Below are 20,391 nucleotides of genomic sequence, written 5' to 3'. Positions count from 1 at the left end.
GATGATGCGCTTTTTTTATGGAAAAAGGGGACAGGAACAATAGGAAAGGCTAGATGCGGTATTTTTCCTATGTCCGTGCTGGCCTGCGCCTAGGTGCTGACAGGGGGAGCATGCAGTAGGAACGCAGGATCTGCGGAAATTTAGTGAATTGTCCGGATTTGGAAGATGGACTGTTTAAAATATGATGGAATAAATCTTTTGTGCTGTTAATAGGTGGCGAAAATGTTATCATATAACGTGCAGGGGAGCGTAAATGGCCGTAGAAGGCATATTCACGCTCTTTTTTATTAAGCGCGGTCTAAGGAATATTTTTTAGGATAGACCTTTGTCTAATCTAAATTGAAAGATTGTTTTTTATCACGCACCATATCTTAGATTAAAAAACGAATATTGTATTTCGCTAATTTATGGATGGTATGTGTCAAAAAAATCAATTGAAATTGCAGAACGTGTTAGCATTTATTGCACTGTTATATGTGAAAATTGAGTGTTAAAAATGTACATTTTTTCAACATTTAGCTGAGCTTGAGCAGTATATAAAGGTAAAGAAAGTCGATTTAGAAAAAGTAAAGCGCATAGATTATTTTTTCTAAGACGATTTGCAAAAAATTGCCCGGTTTTGGCTGGGTATAACAATGAGTAATGATGCCGCTGAGGGGCGTTATTGTTCATTAATCACATTGGGAATTCCTAATGTAGTGATAACGCGCCTCATGGCTTAAGCCTAATGGGGACTAATGTCATGTTACCAATTTGACATTAATAATCATGGGTTCGCTTAAAAAGCATCCTGAAATGTTTTTGCAATAGGAAATGGGTCCACAAATGCAAGAAGTTGCTGACGCTCTGCGTCTTGACACTGAACTTAGCGCTGACAGTGCAGCGTATATTGAAGAACTTTATGAAAAGTATTTAACCGCTCCAGACTCAGTAGAAGCTGACTGGCGCGCATACTTCGATAAATTCCCTAAAGGCGACCAGCCGCACAGCAATGTACGTGAGCAATTCCTACTATTAGGACGTAATTCAAACCGTGTTCAGCCTGTCGTTCAAAGCGCAGTAAGTTCTGAGCATGAGCGCCGTCAAATCGGTGTATTACAGCTTATCGCTGCGTACCGCAACCGCGGTCATCAAAAAGCAAAACTTGATCCATTAGGCTTGGCTAAGCGTGAGCAGGCATTTGACTTAGAGTTGGATGCTCACGGCTTAACAAAGTCAGATTTGGATACTGTTTTCAATACTGGCAACTTGGCGATCGGCAAAGACGAAGCTACGCTGGGCGAAATGGTTCAAGCCATGGAAGCGACTTACTGCGCTTCTATCGGTGCAGAATACATGCACATTGTTGATACCAAAGAAAAACGCTGGATTCAGCAGCGTCTTGAAAGTGCCCGCGGCCAGTTCGGTTACAGCGCAGCGCAGAAAAAACACGTATTAGAACGTTTGACTGCTGCGGAAGGTCTTGAAAAATACCTCGGTAATAAATTCGTTGGCGCAAAACGTTTCGGCGTTGAAGGCGGCGAATCATTCATCCCGATGGTGAATGAACTGATTCAGCGTGCAGGCGCTGTTGGCTGTAAAGAAGTTGTGATCGGCATGCCTCACCGCGGCCGTTTGAACCTTCTTGTCAACATCATGGGTAAAAACCCGGCTGACCTGTTTGGCGAATTCGAAGGCAAAGCGCTGAACAAGAAAGGTTCTGGCGACGTTAAGTATCACCAAGGCTTCTCTTCAAACGTCATGACTGCAGGCGGTGAAGTTCACTTAGCCTTGGCGTTCAACCCATCACACTTGGAAATCGTTGGGCCTGTAGTCGAAGGTTCTGTACGTGCGCGCCAAGTACGCCGTAAAGACATCGGCGGCGATGACGTATTGCCGATCATTGTGCACGGTGATGCCGCATTTGCAGGTCAGGGCGTTAACCAAGAAACTTTCCAAATGTCGCAAACCCGTGGTTATACCGTTGGCGGTACAGTTCACATTGTTGTGAACAACCAAGTGGGCTTCACGACTTCTGATCCTCGCGATGCGCGTTCTACAGAATACTGTACTGACATTGCGAAAATGATTCAGGCGCCGATCTTCCATGTGAACGGCGATGATCCAGAATCTGTATTGTTTGTTTCTCAGTTGGCGCATGACTTCCGTCATACTTTCCGTAAAGATGTTGTGATTGACATGTTCTGTTACCGCCGCCGCGGTCACAACGAAGCGGATGAGCCTGCTGCAACTCAGCCGATGATGTATCAAGTGATCAACAAAAAAGCGACAACTCGTACGCTTTATGCCGATCAATTGGTTCAGCAAGGTGTATTGGACCGCGCTTCTGCTGATGCGATGGTTGAACAGTACCGTTCTGATCTTGAAGCAGGCAAGCATGTTGCGAATGCCTTGGTTCTTGAGCCGAATACAAAAATGTTTGTGGATTGGGCGCCTTACTTGGGTCACGAATACACAGACAACTGGGATACAACTTTCCCAATCGAACGCTTAAAAGAGCTTGGCACAAAAATGCGCGAGCTTCCAGAAGGCTTCGTGATGCAGCGTCAAGTATCTAAAGTGATTGATGACCGCCTGAAAATGCAGACTGGTGAAATGCCATTGAACTGGGGTGCTGCTGAAACTCTAGCTTATGCATCTATCCTAGACGAAGGCTTCCTTGTTCGCTTAACAGGTGAAGATGTTGGCCGCGGTACATTCTCACACCGTCATGCAAAACTGCATAACCAAGTGGATGGTTCAACTTACATTCCATTATGCAACTTGAAAGAAAATCAGCCGCGTACTGCAATTTATGACTCTTTATTGTCTGAAATGGCGGTTCTTGCATTCGAATACGGCTACGCAACAACTCTTCCGAAGAGCTTGGTGATTTGGGAAGCGCAATTCGGCGACTTCGCAAACTGCGCGCAAGTTGTGATTGACCAGTTTATCGCATCTGGCGAAACCAAGTGGGAACGTGTGTGCGGTCTAACTATGCTTCTTCCGCACGGTTTTGAAGGTCAAGGTCCAGAGCATTCATCTGCACGTTTAGAACGTTTCTTGCAGCTGTGCGCTGAAGACAACATGCAGGTGATTACACCGACGACTCCAGCGCAGATTTTCCATGCGATGCGCCGTCAAGCACTTCGTCCAATCCGCAAACCGATGATTGTGACTTCACCGAAGTCATTGCTTCGTCACAAACTTGCAACCTCTACTTTAGAAGAGCTTGCAGCTGGCACATTCCAGACTGTGATTGATGAAATCGATACAATCAGCAAAACAGACGTGACCCGTCTGGTGCTTTGCGGCGGTAAAGTTTATTACGACTTGCTTGAAAAACGCCGTGAGAAAGAATTGAACAACACTGCAATCGTTCGTATTGAACAATTGTATCCATACCCAGAACAGCGTATTGCTGAAGTGCTTGCTTCTTATCCAAATGTGACTGAAGTCGTTTGGGCTCAAGAAGAACCGAAAAACCAAGGCGCTTGGTTATTCATCGCTCCGCGTCTGTATGACGATGTGATGAAAGCGGGCAAACAAGTACGTATCAGTTATGCTGGCCGTGAAGCTTCTGCTGCACCGGCTTGCGGTTCACCATATTTGCATGCAAAACAACAAGCTCAGCTGGTTAATGACGCTTTAGCGATCGTAGCTGAATAACAGGAGATTCTTAGTAATGGCAACCGAAATTAAAGCACCGGTATTCCCAGAGTCAGTTGCTGACGGAACGATCGCAACTTGGCACAAACAGCCTGGTGAAGCAGTATCACGCGACGAAGTGATTTGCGATATTGAAACAGATAAAGTTGTTTTAGAAGTTGTTGCTCCTGCTGACGGTACAATTGCATCTATCATTAAAAACGAAGGCGACACTGTATTATCAAATGAAGTGATCGCTCAGTTTGAAGAAGGCGCGGTTTCTGGCGCTGCTGAAACTCAAGCGGTTCAATCAGAAGCTCAAGTAGAGCAAGCTGCTGCGAAAACTGAAGCTGGCAATGCGCCAGTTGTAGAACGCGCTCAGCCTGTATCTGATCAAGCGCCTGCAGTTCGCAAAGCGTTGACTGAATCTGGTATTGCTGCATCTGACGTTGCGGGCACTGGCCGCGGCGGCCGCATCACGAAAGAAGATGTTGCTAATCATCAAGCTAAACCAGCTGCTGCGCCTTTAAGCGTTGCGGTTGGTGAGCGTGTTGAAAAACGCGTTCCAATGACTCGTCTTCGTAAGCGTGTTGCTGAACGTCTGCTTGCTGCAACTCAAGAAACAGCAATGTTGACAACGTTCAACGAAGTGAACATGAAACCAATCATGGACATGCGTGCTCAATACAAAGACGCTTTTGAAAAACGTCACGGTGCGCGTCTTGGCTTTATGTCATTCTTCGTTAAAGCAGCAACTGAAGCACTTAAACGCTACCCAGCTGTAAACGCTTCAATCGACGGTAACGACATTGTTTACCACGGTTTCTACGACATCGGTGTTGCTGTATCTTCTGACCGTGGTCTAGTGGTTCCAGTTCTTCGTGATACTGACCGTATGAACTACGCTGAAGTAGAAAATGGTATCCGTGCATATGCTGGTAAAGCGCGTGACGGTAAATTGGGTATCGAAGATATGACTGGCGGTACATTCACCATTACTAATGGTGGTACTTTCGGTTCATTGCTTTCTACACCGATTTTGAATACGCCGCAAACTGCGATCTTGGGTATGCACAAAATCCAAGAACGTCCAATGGCTGTGAATGGTCAAGTAGAAATTCTGCCAATGATGTACTTAGCGCTTTCTTATGACCACCGTCTAATCGATGGTAAAGAAGCGGTAGGTTTCCTTGTAACAATCAAAGAATTGTTAGAAGAGCCAGCTAAACTGATCCTTGATCTTTAATCTAAAGAATAAATCCATGGGCTTAGAGCGATCCTCTAAGCCCATTTTTGGAGAGAATAATGTCTCAACAATTTGATTTAGTAGTAATTGGCGGCGGCCCAGGTGGTTACGAAGCTGCAATTCGCGCTGCACAATTGGGTTTTAAAGTTGCGTGTATCGAAAAGCGCATCCATAAAGGCAAGCCATCTTTAGGTGGTACATGCTTAAACGTGGGTTGTATCCCATCGAAAGCATTGCTTGATTCTTCACATCGTTATGAAGATACCGTTCATCATTTAGATGACCACGGCATTACAACAGGTGAAGTGAAGTTTGACCTTGCAAAATTGCTTGCACGCAAAGACAAAATCGTTGACCAATTGACTGGCGGTATCGACCAGTTATTAAAAGGCAACGGCATTGAGTGGTTAAAAGGTACGGGTAAATTACTTGCTGGTAAAAAAGTTGAGTTTGTTTCTCATGAAGGTGAAACTCAAGTTTTAGAGCCGAAATACGTAATTCTTGCAACTGGTTCTGTGCCTGTAAATATTCCTGTTGCTCCTGTAGATCAAGACATTATTGTTGATTCTACTGGCGCGCTTGAATTTGCTGAAGTACCTAAGCGCCTTGGTGTGATTGGTGCAGGCGTTATTGGTCTAGAGCTAGGTTCAGTTTGGCGTCGTCTTGGTGCAGAAGTTGTTGTATTTGAAGCAATGGATGCATTCTTACCAATGGCTGATAAAGCGTTGGCAAAAGACTACCAAAAACTATTGACTAAACAAGGTCTTGATATCCGTGTTGGCGCTAAAGTTGCTGGTACAGAAATCAACGGTTCTGAAGTTACAGTTAAATACACACAAGGCGGCGAAGAAAAAACTCAAGCATTCGATAAATTAATCGTTTGTGTGGGTCGTCGCGCGTATGCAGAAGGCCTATTGGCTGATGATTGTGGTATTAAACTGACTGAACGTGGTTTAGTTGAAGTGAATGATTGGTGTGCGACTTCGGTTGAAGGCGTATATGCAATTGGTGACCTTGTACGCGGTCCAATGCTTGCACATAAAGCAATGGAAGAAGGCGTAATGGCAGTTGAACGTATTCACGGTCATGCTGCTCAAGTGAACTATGACACTATCATCTCTGTCATCTACACACACCCAGAAGCGGCGTGGGTTGGTTTAACAGAAGAACAAGCGAAAGAAAAAGGCCACGAAGTTAAAACAGGTCAATTTGGTTTCGCTGTAAACGGTCGTGCTTTGGCTGCAGGTGAAGGTGCTGGTTTCGTGAAGTTTGTTGCTGATGCAAAAACAGATCGTTTACTCGGTATGCACGTGATTGGACCTGCTGCGTCTGATATCGTTCACCAAGGCATGATTGCACTTGAATTTGTATCTTCTGTTGAAGATCTTCAGTTAATGACATTTGGTCACCCAACATTCTCTGAAGTGGTACATGAAGCTGCGCTTGCAGTGGATGGTCGAGCGATTCACGCAATTCAGCGTAAACGTAAATAAGATGAAGAAAAGAGCGGCCTAGGTCGCTCTTTTTGCATTTGGTGGTTGTTTTTATATGAACAATCATCTAAAAATAAAGATAAGAAATATTTTAAATTTTTAAAAAGGTTAAAGCTGCTTTGACGGATGTCTGGGCTTTAATGGGTTATAACAAAGCGAAAAAAGAGTAAAAGGTTGTTCAATGAATCTACATGAATATCAAGCTAAAGCGTTATTAAAAAAATATGGTATGCCAGTGCAAGAAGGTATTCTTGCGACGAATGCAGAGGAGACCGTTGCTGCATTTGAACAGCTTGGTGGTAAATTTGCAGTTTTAAAAGCCCAAGTGCATGCCGGTGGTCGCGGTAAAGCTGGCGGTGTGAAAGTGGTGAAATCGGCTCAAGAAGCTGCTGATTATGCAAATAATATTCTAGGCACGCGTCTTGTGACCTACCAAACAGATGCCAATGGCCAACCGGTAAATAGCATCTTGGTTTCTGAAGATGTTTATCCTGTAGAGCGCGAATTGTATTTAGGTGCTGTGGTTGACCGTTCTAGCCGCCGTGTGACCTTTATGGCATCCATAGAAGGCGGCGTGGAAATTGAAAAAGTCGCGGAAGAAACCCCTGAAAAAATTATTAAAGTTGAAGTTGATCCGCTGGTCGGCTTGCAGCCGTTTCAAGCGCGTGAAGTCGGTTTTGCGCTGAATTTGAAAAATGAGCAGATCAATCAATTTGTTAAAATCATGACTGCTGCGTATCAGGCCTTTATTGAAAATGATTTTGCCTTGTTTGAAATTAACCCGCTGTCTGTGCGCGAAAATGGCGAAATTCTCTGTGTCGATGCCAAAGTCGGCATTGATTCCAATGCGCTGTACCGTTTGCCTGAAATCGCGGCTATGCGTGACAAATCACAGGAAAATGAGCGCGAACTGAAAGCCTCTGAGTTTGATCTGAACTATGTGGCGCTGGAAGGCAACATTGGCTGCATGGTGAATGGCGCAGGCCTTGCCATGGCGACCATGGACATTATTAAGCTGTATGGCGGCCAGCCGGCCAACTTCCTTGATGTCGGCGGCGGAGCGACCAAAGACCGCGTGATCGAAGCCTTTAAAATTATTCTGTCGGACAGCTCGGTCAAAGGCGTACTGATCAATATTTTTGGCGGCATTGTACGCTGTGACATGATTGCGGAAGCGATTATTGCGGCGGTTCAAGAAGTAAATGTTACCGTTCCTGTGGTGGTGCGCTTAGAAGGCAACAACGCAGAATTGGGTGCTAAATTACTCGATGAATCAGGTTTGACATTGATTTCTGCCAGCGGCCTTGCTGATGCGGCGGAAAAAATTGTTGCTGCGGTAAAAGGCTAAGGGAGTAGACATCATGAGCGTATTAGTAAATAAAGACACAAAAGTATTGGTGCAAGGCTTTACCGGCAAAAACGGCACATTCCATTCTGAACAGTCCATTGCTTACGGCACTCAAGTTGTGGGCGGCGTAACACCGGGCAAAGGCGGCCAAACGCATTTAAATTTGCCGGTGTTCAATACCATGAAAGAAGCGGTGAAAGAAACTGGCGCCAATGCAACATCTATTTATGTGCCGGCGCCGTTTGTACTGGATTCGATTATTGAATCCATTGATTCCGGCATTGAGCTGATTGTGGTCATTACCGAAGGCGTGCCGACTTTAGACATGCTGAAAGCCAAGCGCTATTTGGAAACTTATGGCAATAATGCGCGCCTGATCGGGCCAAACTGTCCGGGGATCATTACTCCAGGAGAATGCAAAATCGGCATTATGCCGGGGCATATTCATCAGCCGGGTAAAGTTGGCATTATCTCGCGTTCAGGCACGCTGACTTATGAAGCCGTAGCGCAGACTACGAAACTGGGTTTAGGTCAATCAACGTGTATTGGCATCGGCGGTGACCCGATTCCGGGCATGAACCAAATTGACTGCTTGAAATTATTCCAAGACGATCCGCAAACAGAAGCGATCATCATGATTGGTGAGATTGGCGGTACAGCCGAAGAAGAGGCCGCTGAATATATTCAAGCTCATGTGACCAAGCCTGTTGTCGGCTATATTGCAGGCGTCACAGCACCGAAAGGTAAGCGTATGGGACATGCAGGTGCGATTATTTCCGGTGGTAAGGGTACGGCTGAAGAGAAATTTGCTGCTTTTGAAAAAGCCGGTATGGCCTATACCCGCAGTCCTGCGGAACTGGGTTCAACCATGCTTAAAATATTAAAAGAGAAAGGCCTAGCGTAATTCCTTAGTTTTTCATTTTTAAAAAGCCCAATGCCCGCATTGGGCTTTTTTTATGGTGATGATGGACATTTGGCTAAACAGATTTGAATGCTGTTTCAAAATAGATGCCTATTTTGCTGTTTATGTAGTAGTTTTGAGCAGGTGCTGATTTCATCAGAAAATTAGGCCAATGAGCCATTATCAAGCGCTTTTGAGCAGACAGGATTGAAAAGATTCAGGCTATAAAAAAGCCGCAGTTTTAAGGCTGCGGCTTTCTGGTTAAATCAAGGTGATTAACCCGCTTTTTTATTCAAGCTTTGCGTCAAGCCATTGATATCGCCGCCTTGAATGCCCAGCTCGCTCATGAGGCTGTCAATTAACGGCGCTTGGCTGCGGTAGCGCAGGGCACTGTTGACGACTTGATCAGACAGCGCAACATTGCTGCCGTCATGCGGGCCATCTCCATGCGCAGAACCTGCGTGGCTGCCGTGCAGGCCATTCACTTGCAGAATCTTAATATCGTCAATATTTTCCATCGGCTTCACGCTTTCACGGATAATTTCCGGCAGGTATTTCAGCATGGCCAAACGGATCTGCATTTCAATCTGCTCAGAAGACAGCACGTTATTGGCTTCATTGACGGCGCGGGTACCTTCCGCATCCACTTGGTACTGTTTTTCCATCGCTTGAGCAAGTAATACTTTCGCGTCTGCTTCACCTTTGGCTTTTAGGCGCGCCTGCTCAGCTGCAGCCTCTGCGGCAATACGGATTGCTTCCGCTTCATCGGCCGCGGCTTGCTTGCCTGCTTCAGCAGCCACCGTAATGGCAATCGCGTCTTTTTCTGCCGCCTGCTTGGCTGCAACCAGTTCAACGGCTTTTTGGCGTTCAGCGCGCTGAGTTTCACGCACGGTAATCACTTCTTCTTCAGCTTTCACAGCTTCGGCGCGGGCGCGGTCAGCATGTGCTTTCGCTTCAGATTCTTCACGGGATTTTTCAGCAATGGCAATGGCGCGGATCTGCTCAGCCAATTCGATGGTTTTCTTCTGTTCAACCTGCGCTTGTTCAATGATCTGCGCTTTTTGAATATTTTGATTTTCAACATCGCGGGCCGCGGTAATGCGTTTTAAATCCACTTCGCGTTCAGCAGCAATGCGCGCTTCTTCCGCTTCACGCTTTTTACCGGCTTCCTGCGCCGCAATTTCGGCCAGCTGTTCTGCGCGGCGCACGGCAATTTCCCGTTCCTGCTGCAGTTTTGCATATTCTTCTTCACGCAGAATCTGCAGGCGCGCCTGCTCAGCTTCCAGATTTTTGCTTTTAATCGCTAAGTCCGTATCCTGCTCAATGGCATTGCGCTTGCGGCGGCGGTCTTCAATGGTTTCAGTCAGTTTGGTCAGACCTTCGGCATCGAAAGCATTTTGCGGGTTAAAATATTTAAAGCCTGTTTGGTCTAAGCCGGTTAACGATACGGTTTCTAATTCCAAACCGTTTTTGTGTAAATCTTCAGAAACCACTTGCTGTACTTTCTGCACAAAATCAACGCGTTTTTCGTGCAGCTCTTCCATCGCCATTTCAGCAGCGACTGCGCGCAGCGAATCGACAAATTTACCTTCGACCAAGTTCTTCAGTTCATTGGGCGACATGGTTTTTTGACCTAAAGTCTGCGCCGCCGTGGCAATCGATTCAGCGGTCGGTTTGACACGGACATAGAACTCCGCCATCACATCGACACGCATGCGGTCGCGGGTAATCAAGGCTTGATCATCCGCGCGGCGCACTTCCAAGCGCAGGGTATTCATGTTGACCTGAATGATTTCATGCAGCACCGGCAGCACAATTGCGCCGCCGCCTAAAATCACTTTCTCACCGCCAAAACCGGTGCGCACAAAAGAAATTTCTTTGCTGGAACGGCGGTACAGCCGGGCAAGAATAAAACCGATAAAAATCAGTGCTGCAAAGATCACACCTGTGGTGACCAAAATGCTGCTTGGAATAATATCTAGCATATTGTCGTTTCTCTATAGTTGTCTTTTAGGTCAATAAACCATGTTTAAAATAATATTCAATATGATTGAAAATATTGAATATAAAGCAAAAAATAAGCAGCTCAAATGAATGTTTATTGCTTATCAGGGAGCAACGGCCTGAAAGCCGATTTTAGTTTTCTGAGTCAGTACCACAGACTCGCCTTGCTCAAAAATAATATTCTGTTCAGGTTCAACCATCACATAGTGAGGATGGCCATACTGATCGTACACTTTGGCTTGAGCCGGGGAGTTGGGTTTTGCGCGGCCCAATACAATGACCGCGGTACGTCCGATCAGTTCTTCGCTGTAAATGGCATCAGTTTCGTCCTGAGGTAAAATTTTAGCCAAAAACTGCGTGCTGATGCGAACCAGAGGCATGCATAAAAATAAGCAGGCAGGCGAAATCAGCCATGCGCTGAATGTCATGGTCGTAAAGTGCCACATCAGGCCTTGGATCATGAATCCGCTCAGGCTGTAAACGGTCAGAAAAACAATCAGCCAGACAAACAGCGGCACACGCCCCCAGTACATCCAGTCCAATACTTTGCTGAATGCTGAGGCGTCCGGGTCTGCGGCTAAATCTGCAGTTGAGGCGTCATCCGGCAGGAATTGTTCCAGCACACCGTGAGAGCTTCCGCCAATCATCACGAGGGCAATTTCAAAAATGCCGAAAAGAAACATCAAACAGAGACTGACACTGAAAACAATATTGGAAGGATGTGTAAATAAATCCAACATTATATTTATCTCTATATTTTGCTTATAAATAATATGGAATTAAAAAATTTGGCAAAATTTTCTATATCTCACAACAATATCATTTAACTGTAATTTTGTGTGAAAAAAATACATCAAATAATCGCGGTTATTTTATATTAATTTTATCAAACGGTAAAATATTTCCAGGTTTGCTGATGGTTTTCGAGTATTGAGGCAATGAACGCCGCCTAGCGATTGATTGCCTGCATCTGCATATTGCTTTGCCGTAGGCCAAGCGGTATTTATAGAAAATTTATACTAATACTTGAAATAAAAGGATTTAAAAAATAAGCCTCATTTCATGATTTTTTGTATGGAATTAAAACGAACGGCATGCGATCTGCTGAAATAGCGTTCAAAAGCGGCAGGCTGCTAAACACCATGACGCCTGGATAGGCATGTTTTCAGCTTATCGAATATTGGCTTGAATGAACAAAAAAACAGCTGAATATTCAATCAGCGGTATAAAACTGGCTGTTCTGAAGACAGATTTTTAATGCAGAAGGCTGGAAGTTTGAAAAGCAGGCGGTCTCTGCTGCAGCAAATGGTGATTCTTTGGAGATAAAATTCAGCAATATTGCTGTCTTGGAAAACATTCCTTTCAGCGTGGATATCTTCAATGCTCAAGATCTCAAATGCAAATGCGCAAGCTAGAGTTCAGCCGGCTGAAATAGCTGTTATTAAAAAGCAGCCATTAAAAAAGCGGAAATTAAAAAAAGCAGCCATTCAAAAAGCAGCAGTTAAAGCAAGGCGGTTTGAATGCGCACTTTCATGTTCAGCGCCGCCTGAATGATGAAAGACTTCATCCATTGCACTTGCTGGCCCATCGGGTTGGTTTTGATCGCATTGTCCAAAAAGCTTAATGCAGGCTGGTTAAACAGCTGCTGTTGAATGGCATCTTGCAGCTGCTGCGCATTTGACACCAAAGGCATGCTGGCCGTATAAAAGCCTTTAGGATAATTATAAAAAGCATACAGCAGATTGAATGCGCGCTGATCGCCTTTTAAATTGCCTGCGCCAATTTCATAGCTGCGGTCTTGATTGCTGTGGGTCAGTCCAATCATAAATTGCCATTCGTTATCATCCGAAAGTCTAAGCCCGAACTGCAGGCCAATTTGATCCGCAGTCAGCTCATGCTGCGCAAAATTATCCAAGGCCGAGCCGTCTTCATTCAGCGCTTCCTGCAGCGTCAGCATATTGCGGTTATGCATATAAATAAAGCCGGCAAGTTTGGCTTGCTCCAGATGGGATTTGAGGGCATCAATATCAAAATGGCTGTAAGGCATAATCGGATCGCGGCAATAAGGACTGAAGATACTTTAAGCGGATTCGGCTGCTGAATGTAGGGGCTGTTTAGAGTTTTTAACTATCAAGTAATCGTCAGCTCTTTTTATCTTTTGGCCAAAAATAGCAGTATAATCAGCACGGCTGATCATGCAAATTGAATTGCTTCATTAAAGCAGATAAGCATTATCAGCAAACTTCTATATGACGAATTTGCATATCAATATAATAAAACAAGCAATAGTTGGGATAACTAAATCTCTATAATAAATATAAATTTTCAAAAGTGTCATACGTACACGTTTTTCTAAGCTGGTGTTGTCCATGTCGTTAAATGAGGAAAGACTTACTCATCTTAAACAGCTAGAAGCTGAGAGTATTCATATCATCCGTGAAGTTGCCGCTGAGTTTGAAAACCCAGTGATGCTGTATTCCATCGGTAAAGATTCTGCAGTGATGCTGCATCTCGCTTTAAAAGCATTCTATCCTGCCAAACTGCCATTCCCGCTGCTGCATGTCGACACAGGCTGGAAGTTTAAAGACATGATCACTTTCCGTGACAACATGGCAAAAGAACATGGCTTTGAGTTGATCGTGCATCAAAATAAAGAAGGCAAAGATGCCGGCGTGAACCCATTTGATTATGGCAGTTCAAAATATACCGACATCATGAAAACCCAAGGCTTAAAGCAAGCGCTGGATAAATACCAGTTCGATGCTGCTTTTGGCGGCGCGCGCCGCGATGAAGAAAAATCCCGTGCCAAAGAGCGTGTGTATTCATTCCGTGACAGCAAGCACCGCTGGGACCCGAAAAACCAGCGTCCTGAACTTTGGAACCTTTACAACGGTAAAGTCAATAAAGGTGAAAGTATTCGTGTGTTCCCATTGTCTAACTGGACTGAGCTGGATATTTGGCAATACATCTACCTTGAAAATATTAAATTGGTGCCTTTGTACTTGGCGGCTGAGCGTCCAGTGGTTGAGCGTAGCGGTACGCTGATCATGGTAGATGACGAGCGAATGCGTTTGAACGAAGGTGAAGTGCCACAAATGAAATCGGTACGTTTCCGTACTTTAGGCTGTTACCCATTAACGGGTGCGGTTGAATCAACTGCAACGACCTTGCCGGAAATTATCCAAGAGATGCTTTTAGCAACCACATCTGAACGTCAAGGCCGTATGATCGACCATGATGAAGCAGGTTCGATGGAAAAGAAAAAGCAGGAAGGTTACTTCTAAATATTTTTAGATGAATCTCCCCCTAACCCCCTCTTTATGAAAGAGGGGGAACTCCCGAAAAAGAACGGAGAAAAGTCCTCCTTTATTTAAAGGAGGATTTAGGTGGATTTAAAGATTTAAGAAACCGATTTCTAAAGAATATGTGGAGCTTTGAGCAATGTCTCATCAATCAGATTTAATTAGCCAAGACATCTTGGCGTATTTAAAACAGCACGAAAATAAAGACTTATTGCGTTTTCTGACTTGCGGTAACGTGGATGACGGTAAATCAACCTTAATTGGCCGTTTGCTTTACGATTCAAAATTGATTTATGAAGATCAATTGCAAGCGGTAACGCGCGACTCGAAAAAAGTTGGCACTACGGGCGATGCACCTGATTTGGCGTTATTGGTGGATGGCCTGCAAGCGGAACGTGAGCAGGGGATTACCATTGATGTGGCTTACCGTTATTTCTCAACTGAAAAACGTAAGTTCATCATTGCGGATACACCAGGACACGAACAGTACACACGCAACATGGCAACAGGTGCATCGACTGCGGACCTTGCAATCATCTTGATTGATGCGCGTTATGGCGTGCAAACTCAAACTCGCCGTCACTCATTTATTGCTGGTCTTTTGGGTATTCGCAATATTGTGGTTGCGATTAACAAAATGGACTTGGTGGAATTTTCTGAAGCACGCTTCAATGAAATTCAAGCGGAATATAATGAGTTCGTGAACCAATTGGGTGAGCGTAAACCTGAAAATATTATTTTCACGCCAATTTCTGCATTGAATGGCGACAATGTGGTGAATAAATCGCCAAATACGCCGTGGTACCAAGGTCAAACTTTAATGGAGACTTTGGAAACTGTTGAAATTTCACAGGATACCAGCAAGCACGAATTCCGTTTCCCTGTGCAATATGTGAACCGTCCAAACCTCGATTTCCGCGGTTTCTGCGGTACGGTTGCGCTTGGCGCAGTAAAAGTCGGCGATACGATTACTGCCTTACCATCGGGCAAGTCTTCAACAGTAAAAGAAATCGTCACTTTTGACGGCAACCTTGATCACGCTGTTGCAGGCCAAGCGGTGACGTTGACGCTGAATGATGAAATTGATATTTCACGCGGCAACGTGTTGGTGAAAGCAGGCGAGCAGCCACTGATTTCACGTTCTGCACGTGCATCTGTGGTTTGGATGAACGATCAGCCACTTGTACTTGGTAAATTGTATAACGTGAAGTTTGGTACGCAAACTATTCCGGCCAAAGTTGAGAAGATTAACTTCCGTACCAATGTCAACACATTGGAAAAAATGGAAGTTGAACAGCTTGATTTGAACGCGATTGCGGATGTGACCATTGAGTTTGATGCGCCTGTGGTTTTTGATCGTTATCACGACAGCCGCTACACAGGTTCATTCATCTTTATTGACCGTTTAAGCAACGTCACTGTCGGTGCGGGCATGGTTGAAGCTGCGGTGGAATGGACTGCACACGATGAGCCGGTAACTGCTGAAAAGCGTGCTGCACGTTTGGGTCAAAAACCTGCTGCGGTAACAGTCACTGCTAAAGTTCTTGAAAATGCGCAAGCGATTGAAAGCTTGCTGATTCAGCAAGGTGTGGTTGCGATTGCAAAAGCTGGCCTAGATGCTGCCCAAGTTGCTTTGCTTCGCCAAACAGGTGTAGTGGTGATTACTGATGTTGCTGACGGTACAGATGTAACTTATGCAGTCGACACAGTTGAAGAAGTGGCCGAAAAAATTGTTGAATTGGTTCGTCTATAATAGATTGAGCTGATTTTAAAAAAAAGACCCGCTGAGAAGCGGGTTTTTTTATTGCTTGAAGCCTGATTGTTTAAAAATAACACAATCAACAAATATGTGATATTTCATTATATTTTCTTTTTTATACAATGCCTTTGAAAGAGGGGTGTTTATGAAAAAGTTATTATTTTTAATGGGGTTATGTTTTGCATGTGGTGCGGAGGCAAAGCAGAGCAGTCAAAGCACAGAAGCCATTAAACAGAAAATTATTCAGCAGTCGATTGAGAGCTATCTGGGAAATTGCCCTTGCCCATATAATACTGCGAGAAATGGCAGCCGATGCGGAAAGCGCAGCGCTTACAATCGTGCCGGCGGATACGCGCCGCTTTGCTATCCTGAAGATGTGAGCGATCGTATGGTGAAGGAATATAAGGGGCGCGGTTAATCTTTTGCATTCATGCTATTTATACAATCTAAACGGCATGTTTGATCATTGCGATTGATCCCTGAAAGAAACCCGCTTTGCAGTGGGTTTCTATATATCGGCTTTAAAAAGTGATTCAATAAAGCTAAATTACAGACTTGAAACCTATTGAATAGTTACAGTGACGGGTTTTGCGTAAATTGTATAAGTGTAATTTGGTGCCATCGTATATTGGTAGCTTGGCATGACATAAGCTGTGCCTTTTTCGGTAAATGTCAGCCCTTGGCCATTTTGCGTGTATTTAGCCGAATTTGGCAGAACCAGCATATTTTTAACGATGTAATTCGATTTTGCTCCAATTTGAGTTTGGATTTCCGCATTGATTTCTACAGGCTTACCTACAGTGGCTGTGAGTTGACTTGCTGTATTCAGCTTTACCACCAGATTTGATGAATCATGCGCATAATCTGTGGTTAAGCCATGCGTGCCTTGAACATACATGCGGTTAAAATCATCTTTGTTCATACGGAAGGTCCACGGCCAGAAAGTCACGCCGCGCTGGCTCGCCATAGACATCAACTCTTTATTTAACCCTGAAAAAGACGGATTAAAGGTCGAGGAATATTTTTGCGTTGCATCTAAAATACGGCGTGTGTTGACAATGTTGCTTTGCGCTGTCGGTGTGCTGGTTAAAAATCCAGTGGATACGCCAGGCAATTCATTCTTCATATGCAGGATTTGATCGCCAAGAAAACTGATGACAATGGCTTGGTCATAAGCATCATATTTATCCAGCAGCGCTTTAATTTTTGGCACAATTTCTGGTTTTGAACTTTTGATTTCAATGAAATGGGTCACGTTTGGGTGTTTTTTCACAGCAGCCAAAACTTGATCCATTGTTGGAATTTTGCGTCCATTGGGAATGGTGCGCAAGTTTTGAATTTCTGCAAGCGTCATGTCTTCAATTTGGCCTGCAACACCTGTGGTGCGCGTGGTGGTTGCATCGTGCATGATGACCACGTGATTATCTTTTGAGAGATACACATCGTACTCGATGGCATCGGCACCCACTTCAATGGCTTTTAATGCGCCTTCTAAGGTATTTTCATCTTCAAGCGCAGGAATGCCGCGATGCCCAGTAATCAATGGCTTGCGCAACAGGGTATTCGGCGCCATCAATTTCATAATCGATTGGACAGTCTCTGGCTGTGACGTATAAATGCCGTTTACACCAGTACTTAGCACTTCGGCAGCGCTTAAAGTGCTATTCGTATCCATATTGGCCCAAGGCGAAATCAGCAAACGCTGTAAATGTGCGACCACATCAGTTTGCACCAAATGCTTTGGCAAAATCACAATTTTAGAAAGCGATAAGTTGGTATTGTGCGCAATGGTGACAATATCTTTACGTGAATTGGTTAATCCAGTTTGTTTGGAATAATCGAGCGCTGTTCGAAGCGTTGGAATAGCGATTCGCGCTTTGCGCAAAAGTTCTGGCTGATCTGAAAGCAAGGTGATATCTGATAGGTCATAGCTTTCGCTCAACACTTTCAGTTTTTCAATGCTTTGTTCATTTTTAATGCTGAGCAGCGGAAGCGTGCGGCGCGCTGCATCATTCAGATAATCACGTAAATGCATGACTTTTTTCTGTTCAGCATTCAGCAGATTTAATTGTTCATCGAGCTGATAGGCAATGTGCGTTGCCGCGGCAGATGCGCTGCCAGCAATTGGCGCAGGCTGAGCCAGCGTTGGTGCCATCGAAACAGGCAGGTTTTGATCAATAATATCTGTGACGCGGTTGGATTCAGGCAGTGGATCAAGCTGTTCGGTAATCTTGATTGAATCCACTTTCATTAATAAGCCAGCAGTAGATAAGCCGACTGCGCCTTGGTCTAGGTTGTAAGGCAGTGTGGTATCCAGCACTAAATTGTCATCAATATAATGGCGCACGCGTTGGCCATAAACGATGACCGTGGCTTTATGCGGCGTGTTGATATCCATATTTTCTTTATAAGCAGACTTATGCAGGACATTCCAAGCATTGGTTGGCTGGCGCAGCGCAAGTTCTAAACCGCTTGCCCCTGTTGCATCAGCACGAATTGCAAATTGGTAATAAGGGGTAAATGCAGGCTCAGCATAGCTGTCCGCAGCGCGGTAAATGATGCTGCCCCAACGGCCGCCATTATTTCGCTCTAAGTAGTTGAACTCCACGTCTATTCGATAGTTTCTGAGTTTTTGATATTCAGGAGATAGCATCAAGGTGGTCATTTGAGTGTCGTTGGCACGGCCATCAATCAGCAGGCTGCCATCTTTTACTTCTACAGTTCCTGCGTTGGAGCGCAAAGCCGTCCATGCAGCAGGAAGCGCAGCCATCTGATCAAAGTTTTCATCTAAATAAACTTTAGGAACAGGAACTTCTTCTTCAGGCTCTTCAGGTTCTGGGGAAGGGGTTGTTGGCGGCTCAGGCGCTGCAGGCGGTTCATTATTATCATTATCGCCGCAAGCGGTTAAATTCAGCGCCAGTAAGATGGCTAAGCTTAATGAAGTCAGTTTAATCATTATTGGATCTCAAGTTTGATTTTAGAAAGCGACTCAAACTTAAGAGTTAAACGTGACAATTCTGTTGATTTGTAATATATCTAAAATTTAATTACATATTAATCATTTATGAATTCACAAAAATTTAATAAAAATATTTTTACTTATCTGAAAAACATTGTAAGATACATCTTAATTAATCTTATGATGCATCTTTGCTATGCCAAAATCAGATCTCATTGCAGATATTGAAAGCGCTGCCAAGCCGCGTAAACGCTTGTTTGAAGCAGGGCATATGAAACTGCTGGTGCTACATTTGATCTCCCAAGCGCCAAAATTCAGCTATGACATTATTAAAGATGTAGGCGCAGTGGTCGGCGGCGGTTACAGCCCAAGTACAGGCACCATCTACCCAACGCTGAACTATCTTGAAGAACAGCACTATATTTGCGCTGAACTGAATGCGGAAGAGCGTAAACAATATTGCATCACGCCAGCGGGCATTCAGCATCTACAGGATGAACAGGCCACGGTTGAAAAAATTCTGTGCCGTTTTGATACCCGAAAACAAATCCAAAACAATGAACAGTACCTCGATATTAAACGGGCAATGGAAAACTTGAAAGCATCATTGCGGCTTAAAATTCAGCACAGTGAACTCAGTCCAGAACACGTGCGCGAGATTGCTGACAAAATTGATCACGCCGCTGTAGAAATCAGCCGTTTATAGGAGCAGCGCATGAAACAGCATCAATATGCCGTGACGGTAAAACACATTGCCGATGCACAGGGTAATCCATCTGCCTATAGCGAAGTTTTGCAGTTTAATGCCTATAACCATGATGATTTATTTCAGGTGTTAGAGCACTTAAATCAAGCGAATCTGCTCGACGATGAAAAGACCAAAGCCTTTGCCGTTGGACTGAAATTGTTTGGCGAAACTTTGCTGGAAAATAAAGACCTTCCTGTGTTTAAAGACTTCTTGCCGCAGTTTGTGCAATTTATGAAAAGCCTTAAACAGACTATTAAAACGCAGCAGTTAGAGCAAACTTCAACGCAGGTACACCATGAGCAATAATCTTCCTAAAATTCATCCTAAACATTTGACTTGGCTGATGCCGCTGATGCTTTCAGGCATTATGAGTGGTTCAATTTCCTGTTTTAACCTGCTGTTGAATAAAGGTTTAGTTGATGGATTTTTTAGCATTTGGCTGCATGCATGGAGCCTGTCATGGCTAATGGCCTTTCCATTGATTTTGATCGTCCTGCCTTTGGTGCGTAAATTTCTCATGAAATTTGTGTACCTGCCGCAAGAGCCATCTTCAAAATAAACGGAATCAGTGAGCCGAGTGCTCGTGAATAGCGTGTTCAATTATCACTTGAAGCTCTGCCAAAGTTTTGACGCCTGCAATGCGTTTGATAATTTGCCCTTGATAAAAAATCAAGGTTGAGGGCAGGCCGTAAACGTTATAGCGCAAAGTTAGAATGGGCGATTGATCGACATTCACTTTGCCGAATTTAATATTTTCATGCTGTGCTGACATGCGCAGTGCGCATTGTTCAAAGACAGGAAAGTTTTGCACACAAGGCGCGCACCAGTCGGCATAAAAACGGATTACGGCAAAACCATCAAACCATTCATAGTCACTGTGGTTATTTTCATTGTATTCAATGAGCTGAGACATGCTGTGCCTATGATGAATTTGCTGAATAGTGCCTTAATTATACATAAGTTCATGCTTATTCATTCTGCGGCATTTCTGTGTTCAAATAGTG

At 44.4% G+C, this 20,391-nt stretch carries 16 protein-coding genes; 11 read left to right on the top strand and 5 right to left on the bottom strand.

The genetic code is table 11. The annotated features are described in order from the left end of the window. The first annotated feature begins 825 nt into the window (after positions 1 to 825). The 5 genes from ACE3T3_RS00655 to sucD all read left to right on the top strand — a co-directional run bounded on the left by ACE3T3_RS00655 (position 826) and on the right by sucD (position 8,618). Positions 826 to 3,648: a 2-oxoglutarate dehydrogenase E1 component gene (locus ACE3T3_RS00655; protein ID WP_374663233.1), complete on the top strand. Its 2,823-nt coding sequence runs from the start codon at positions 826 to 828 to the stop codon at positions 3,646 to 3,648. A 16-nt stretch (positions 3,649 to 3,664) separates the two neighbouring features. Continuing rightward, positions 3,665 to 4,873: a 2-oxoglutarate dehydrogenase complex dihydrolipoyllysine-residue succinyltransferase gene (gene odhB, locus ACE3T3_RS00650; protein ID WP_374663073.1), complete on the top strand. Its 1,209-nt coding sequence runs from the start codon at positions 3,665 to 3,667 to the stop codon at positions 4,871 to 4,873. Between the two features lie 59 nt (positions 4,874 to 4,932). Beyond that, positions 4,933 to 6,366, top strand: coding sequence for a dihydrolipoyl dehydrogenase (gene lpdA / locus ACE3T3_RS00645; RefSeq protein WP_374663072.1), 1,434 nt, complete (start codon positions 4,933 to 4,935; stop codon positions 6,364 to 6,366). Between the two features lie 181 nt (positions 6,367 to 6,547). Beyond that, positions 6,548 to 7,714: an ADP-forming succinate--CoA ligase subunit beta gene (gene sucC / locus ACE3T3_RS00640; RefSeq protein WP_374663071.1), complete on the top strand. Its 1,167-nt coding sequence runs from the start codon at positions 6,548 to 6,550 to the stop codon at positions 7,712 to 7,714. A 13-nt stretch (positions 7,715 to 7,727) separates the two neighbouring features. After that, the gene (gene sucD / locus ACE3T3_RS00635) at positions 7,728 to 8,618 is read left to right on the top strand and encodes a succinate--CoA ligase subunit alpha (RefSeq protein ID WP_374663070.1); all 891 of its coding nucleotides are present in this window, start codon (positions 7,728 to 7,730) and stop codon (positions 8,616 to 8,618) included. A gap of 272 nt (positions 8,619 to 8,890) precedes the next feature. Here the strand turns inward: sucD and ACE3T3_RS00630 are convergent, their stop codons facing one another. The 3 genes from ACE3T3_RS00630 to ACE3T3_RS00620 all read right to left on the bottom strand — a co-directional run bounded on the left by ACE3T3_RS00630 (position 8,891) and on the right by ACE3T3_RS00620 (position 12,666). Next, on the bottom strand, positions 8,891 to 10,600 hold the full coding sequence (locus ACE3T3_RS00630; RefSeq protein ID WP_374663069.1) for a flotillin family protein: 1,710 nt from the start codon (positions 10,598 to 10,600) through the stop codon (positions 8,891 to 8,893). Positions 10,601 to 10,723: 123 nt separating this feature from the next. Continuing rightward, entirely contained in the window at positions 10,724 to 11,359 is a 636-nt protein-coding gene (locus ACE3T3_RS00625; protein WP_374663068.1) for a YqiJ family protein, read from the bottom strand. A 761-nt stretch (positions 11,360 to 12,120) separates the two neighbouring features. Then, positions 12,121 to 12,666: a hypothetical protein gene (locus ACE3T3_RS00620; RefSeq protein ID WP_374663067.1), complete on the bottom strand. Its 546-nt coding sequence runs from the start codon at positions 12,664 to 12,666 to the stop codon at positions 12,121 to 12,123. A gap of 322 nt (positions 12,667 to 12,988) precedes the next feature. Between ACE3T3_RS00620 and cysD the strand changes: the two genes are divergently transcribed. The 3 genes from cysD (at position 12,989) to ACE3T3_RS00605 (ending at position 16,098) form a co-directional block, all read left to right on the top strand. Further along, positions 12,989 to 13,903: a sulfate adenylyltransferase subunit CysD gene (cysD, locus tag ACE3T3_RS00615; RefSeq protein WP_374663066.1), complete on the top strand. Its 915-nt coding sequence runs from the start codon at positions 12,989 to 12,991 to the stop codon at positions 13,901 to 13,903. A gap of 157 nt (positions 13,904 to 14,060) precedes the next feature. Beyond that, positions 14,061 to 15,674: a sulfate adenylyltransferase subunit CysN gene (cysN, locus tag ACE3T3_RS00610; protein ID WP_374663065.1), complete on the top strand. Its 1,614-nt coding sequence runs from the start codon at positions 14,061 to 14,063 to the stop codon at positions 15,672 to 15,674. A gap of 151 nt (positions 15,675 to 15,825) precedes the next feature. Then, a complete protein-coding gene (locus ACE3T3_RS00605) occupies positions 15,826 to 16,098 on the top strand; it encodes a hypothetical protein (RefSeq protein WP_374663064.1) in 273 nt (90 codons plus the stop codon). Between the two features lie 144 nt (positions 16,099 to 16,242). Here the strand turns inward: ACE3T3_RS00605 and ACE3T3_RS00600 are convergent, their stop codons facing one another. Then, entirely contained in the window at positions 16,243 to 18,636 is a 2,394-nt protein-coding gene (locus ACE3T3_RS00600) for a glycerophosphodiester phosphodiesterase family protein (RefSeq protein WP_374663063.1), read from the bottom strand. Between the two features lie 199 nt (positions 18,637 to 18,835). Here ACE3T3_RS00600 and ACE3T3_RS00595 point away from each other — a divergent pair, with 199 nt between their 5' ends. From ACE3T3_RS00595 to ACE3T3_RS00585, 3 genes are read left to right on the top strand one after another with little or no spacing between them, the layout of a single operon-like run. Then, on the top strand, positions 18,836 to 19,345 hold the full coding sequence (locus tag ACE3T3_RS00595; RefSeq protein WP_374663062.1) for a PadR family transcriptional regulator: 510 nt from the start codon (positions 18,836 to 18,838) through the stop codon (positions 19,343 to 19,345). A 9-nt stretch (positions 19,346 to 19,354) separates the two neighbouring features. Further along, positions 19,355 to 19,693, top strand: a complete 339-nt coding sequence (locus ACE3T3_RS00590; RefSeq protein WP_374663061.1) for a DUF3861 domain-containing protein — start codon at positions 19,355 to 19,357, stop codon at positions 19,691 to 19,693. After that, positions 19,683 to 19,946, top strand: a complete 264-nt coding sequence (locus tag ACE3T3_RS00585; protein ID WP_374663060.1) for a DUF2798 domain-containing protein — start codon at positions 19,683 to 19,685, stop codon at positions 19,944 to 19,946. Before ACE3T3_RS00590 ends, ACE3T3_RS00585 begins: the two co-directional genes overlap by 11 nt. 6 nt (positions 19,947 to 19,952) lie before the next feature. On the opposite strand, the gene ACE3T3_RS00580 is transcribed toward ACE3T3_RS00585, so the two are convergent. Next, complete coding sequence (locus tag ACE3T3_RS00580; RefSeq protein ID WP_374663059.1) at positions 19,953 to 20,300, bottom strand: thioredoxin family protein; 348 nt, start codon at positions 20,298 to 20,300, stop codon at positions 19,953 to 19,955. Between the last annotated feature and the right edge of the window lie 91 nt (positions 20,301 to 20,391).

Origin of the sequence: Acinetobacter sp., assembly GCF_041919735.1 — a bacterium.
Lineage (GTDB): Bacteria > Pseudomonadota > Gammaproteobacteria > Pseudomonadales > Moraxellaceae > Acinetobacter.
This window is presented reverse-complemented; position numbering and strand designations above follow the sequence as displayed.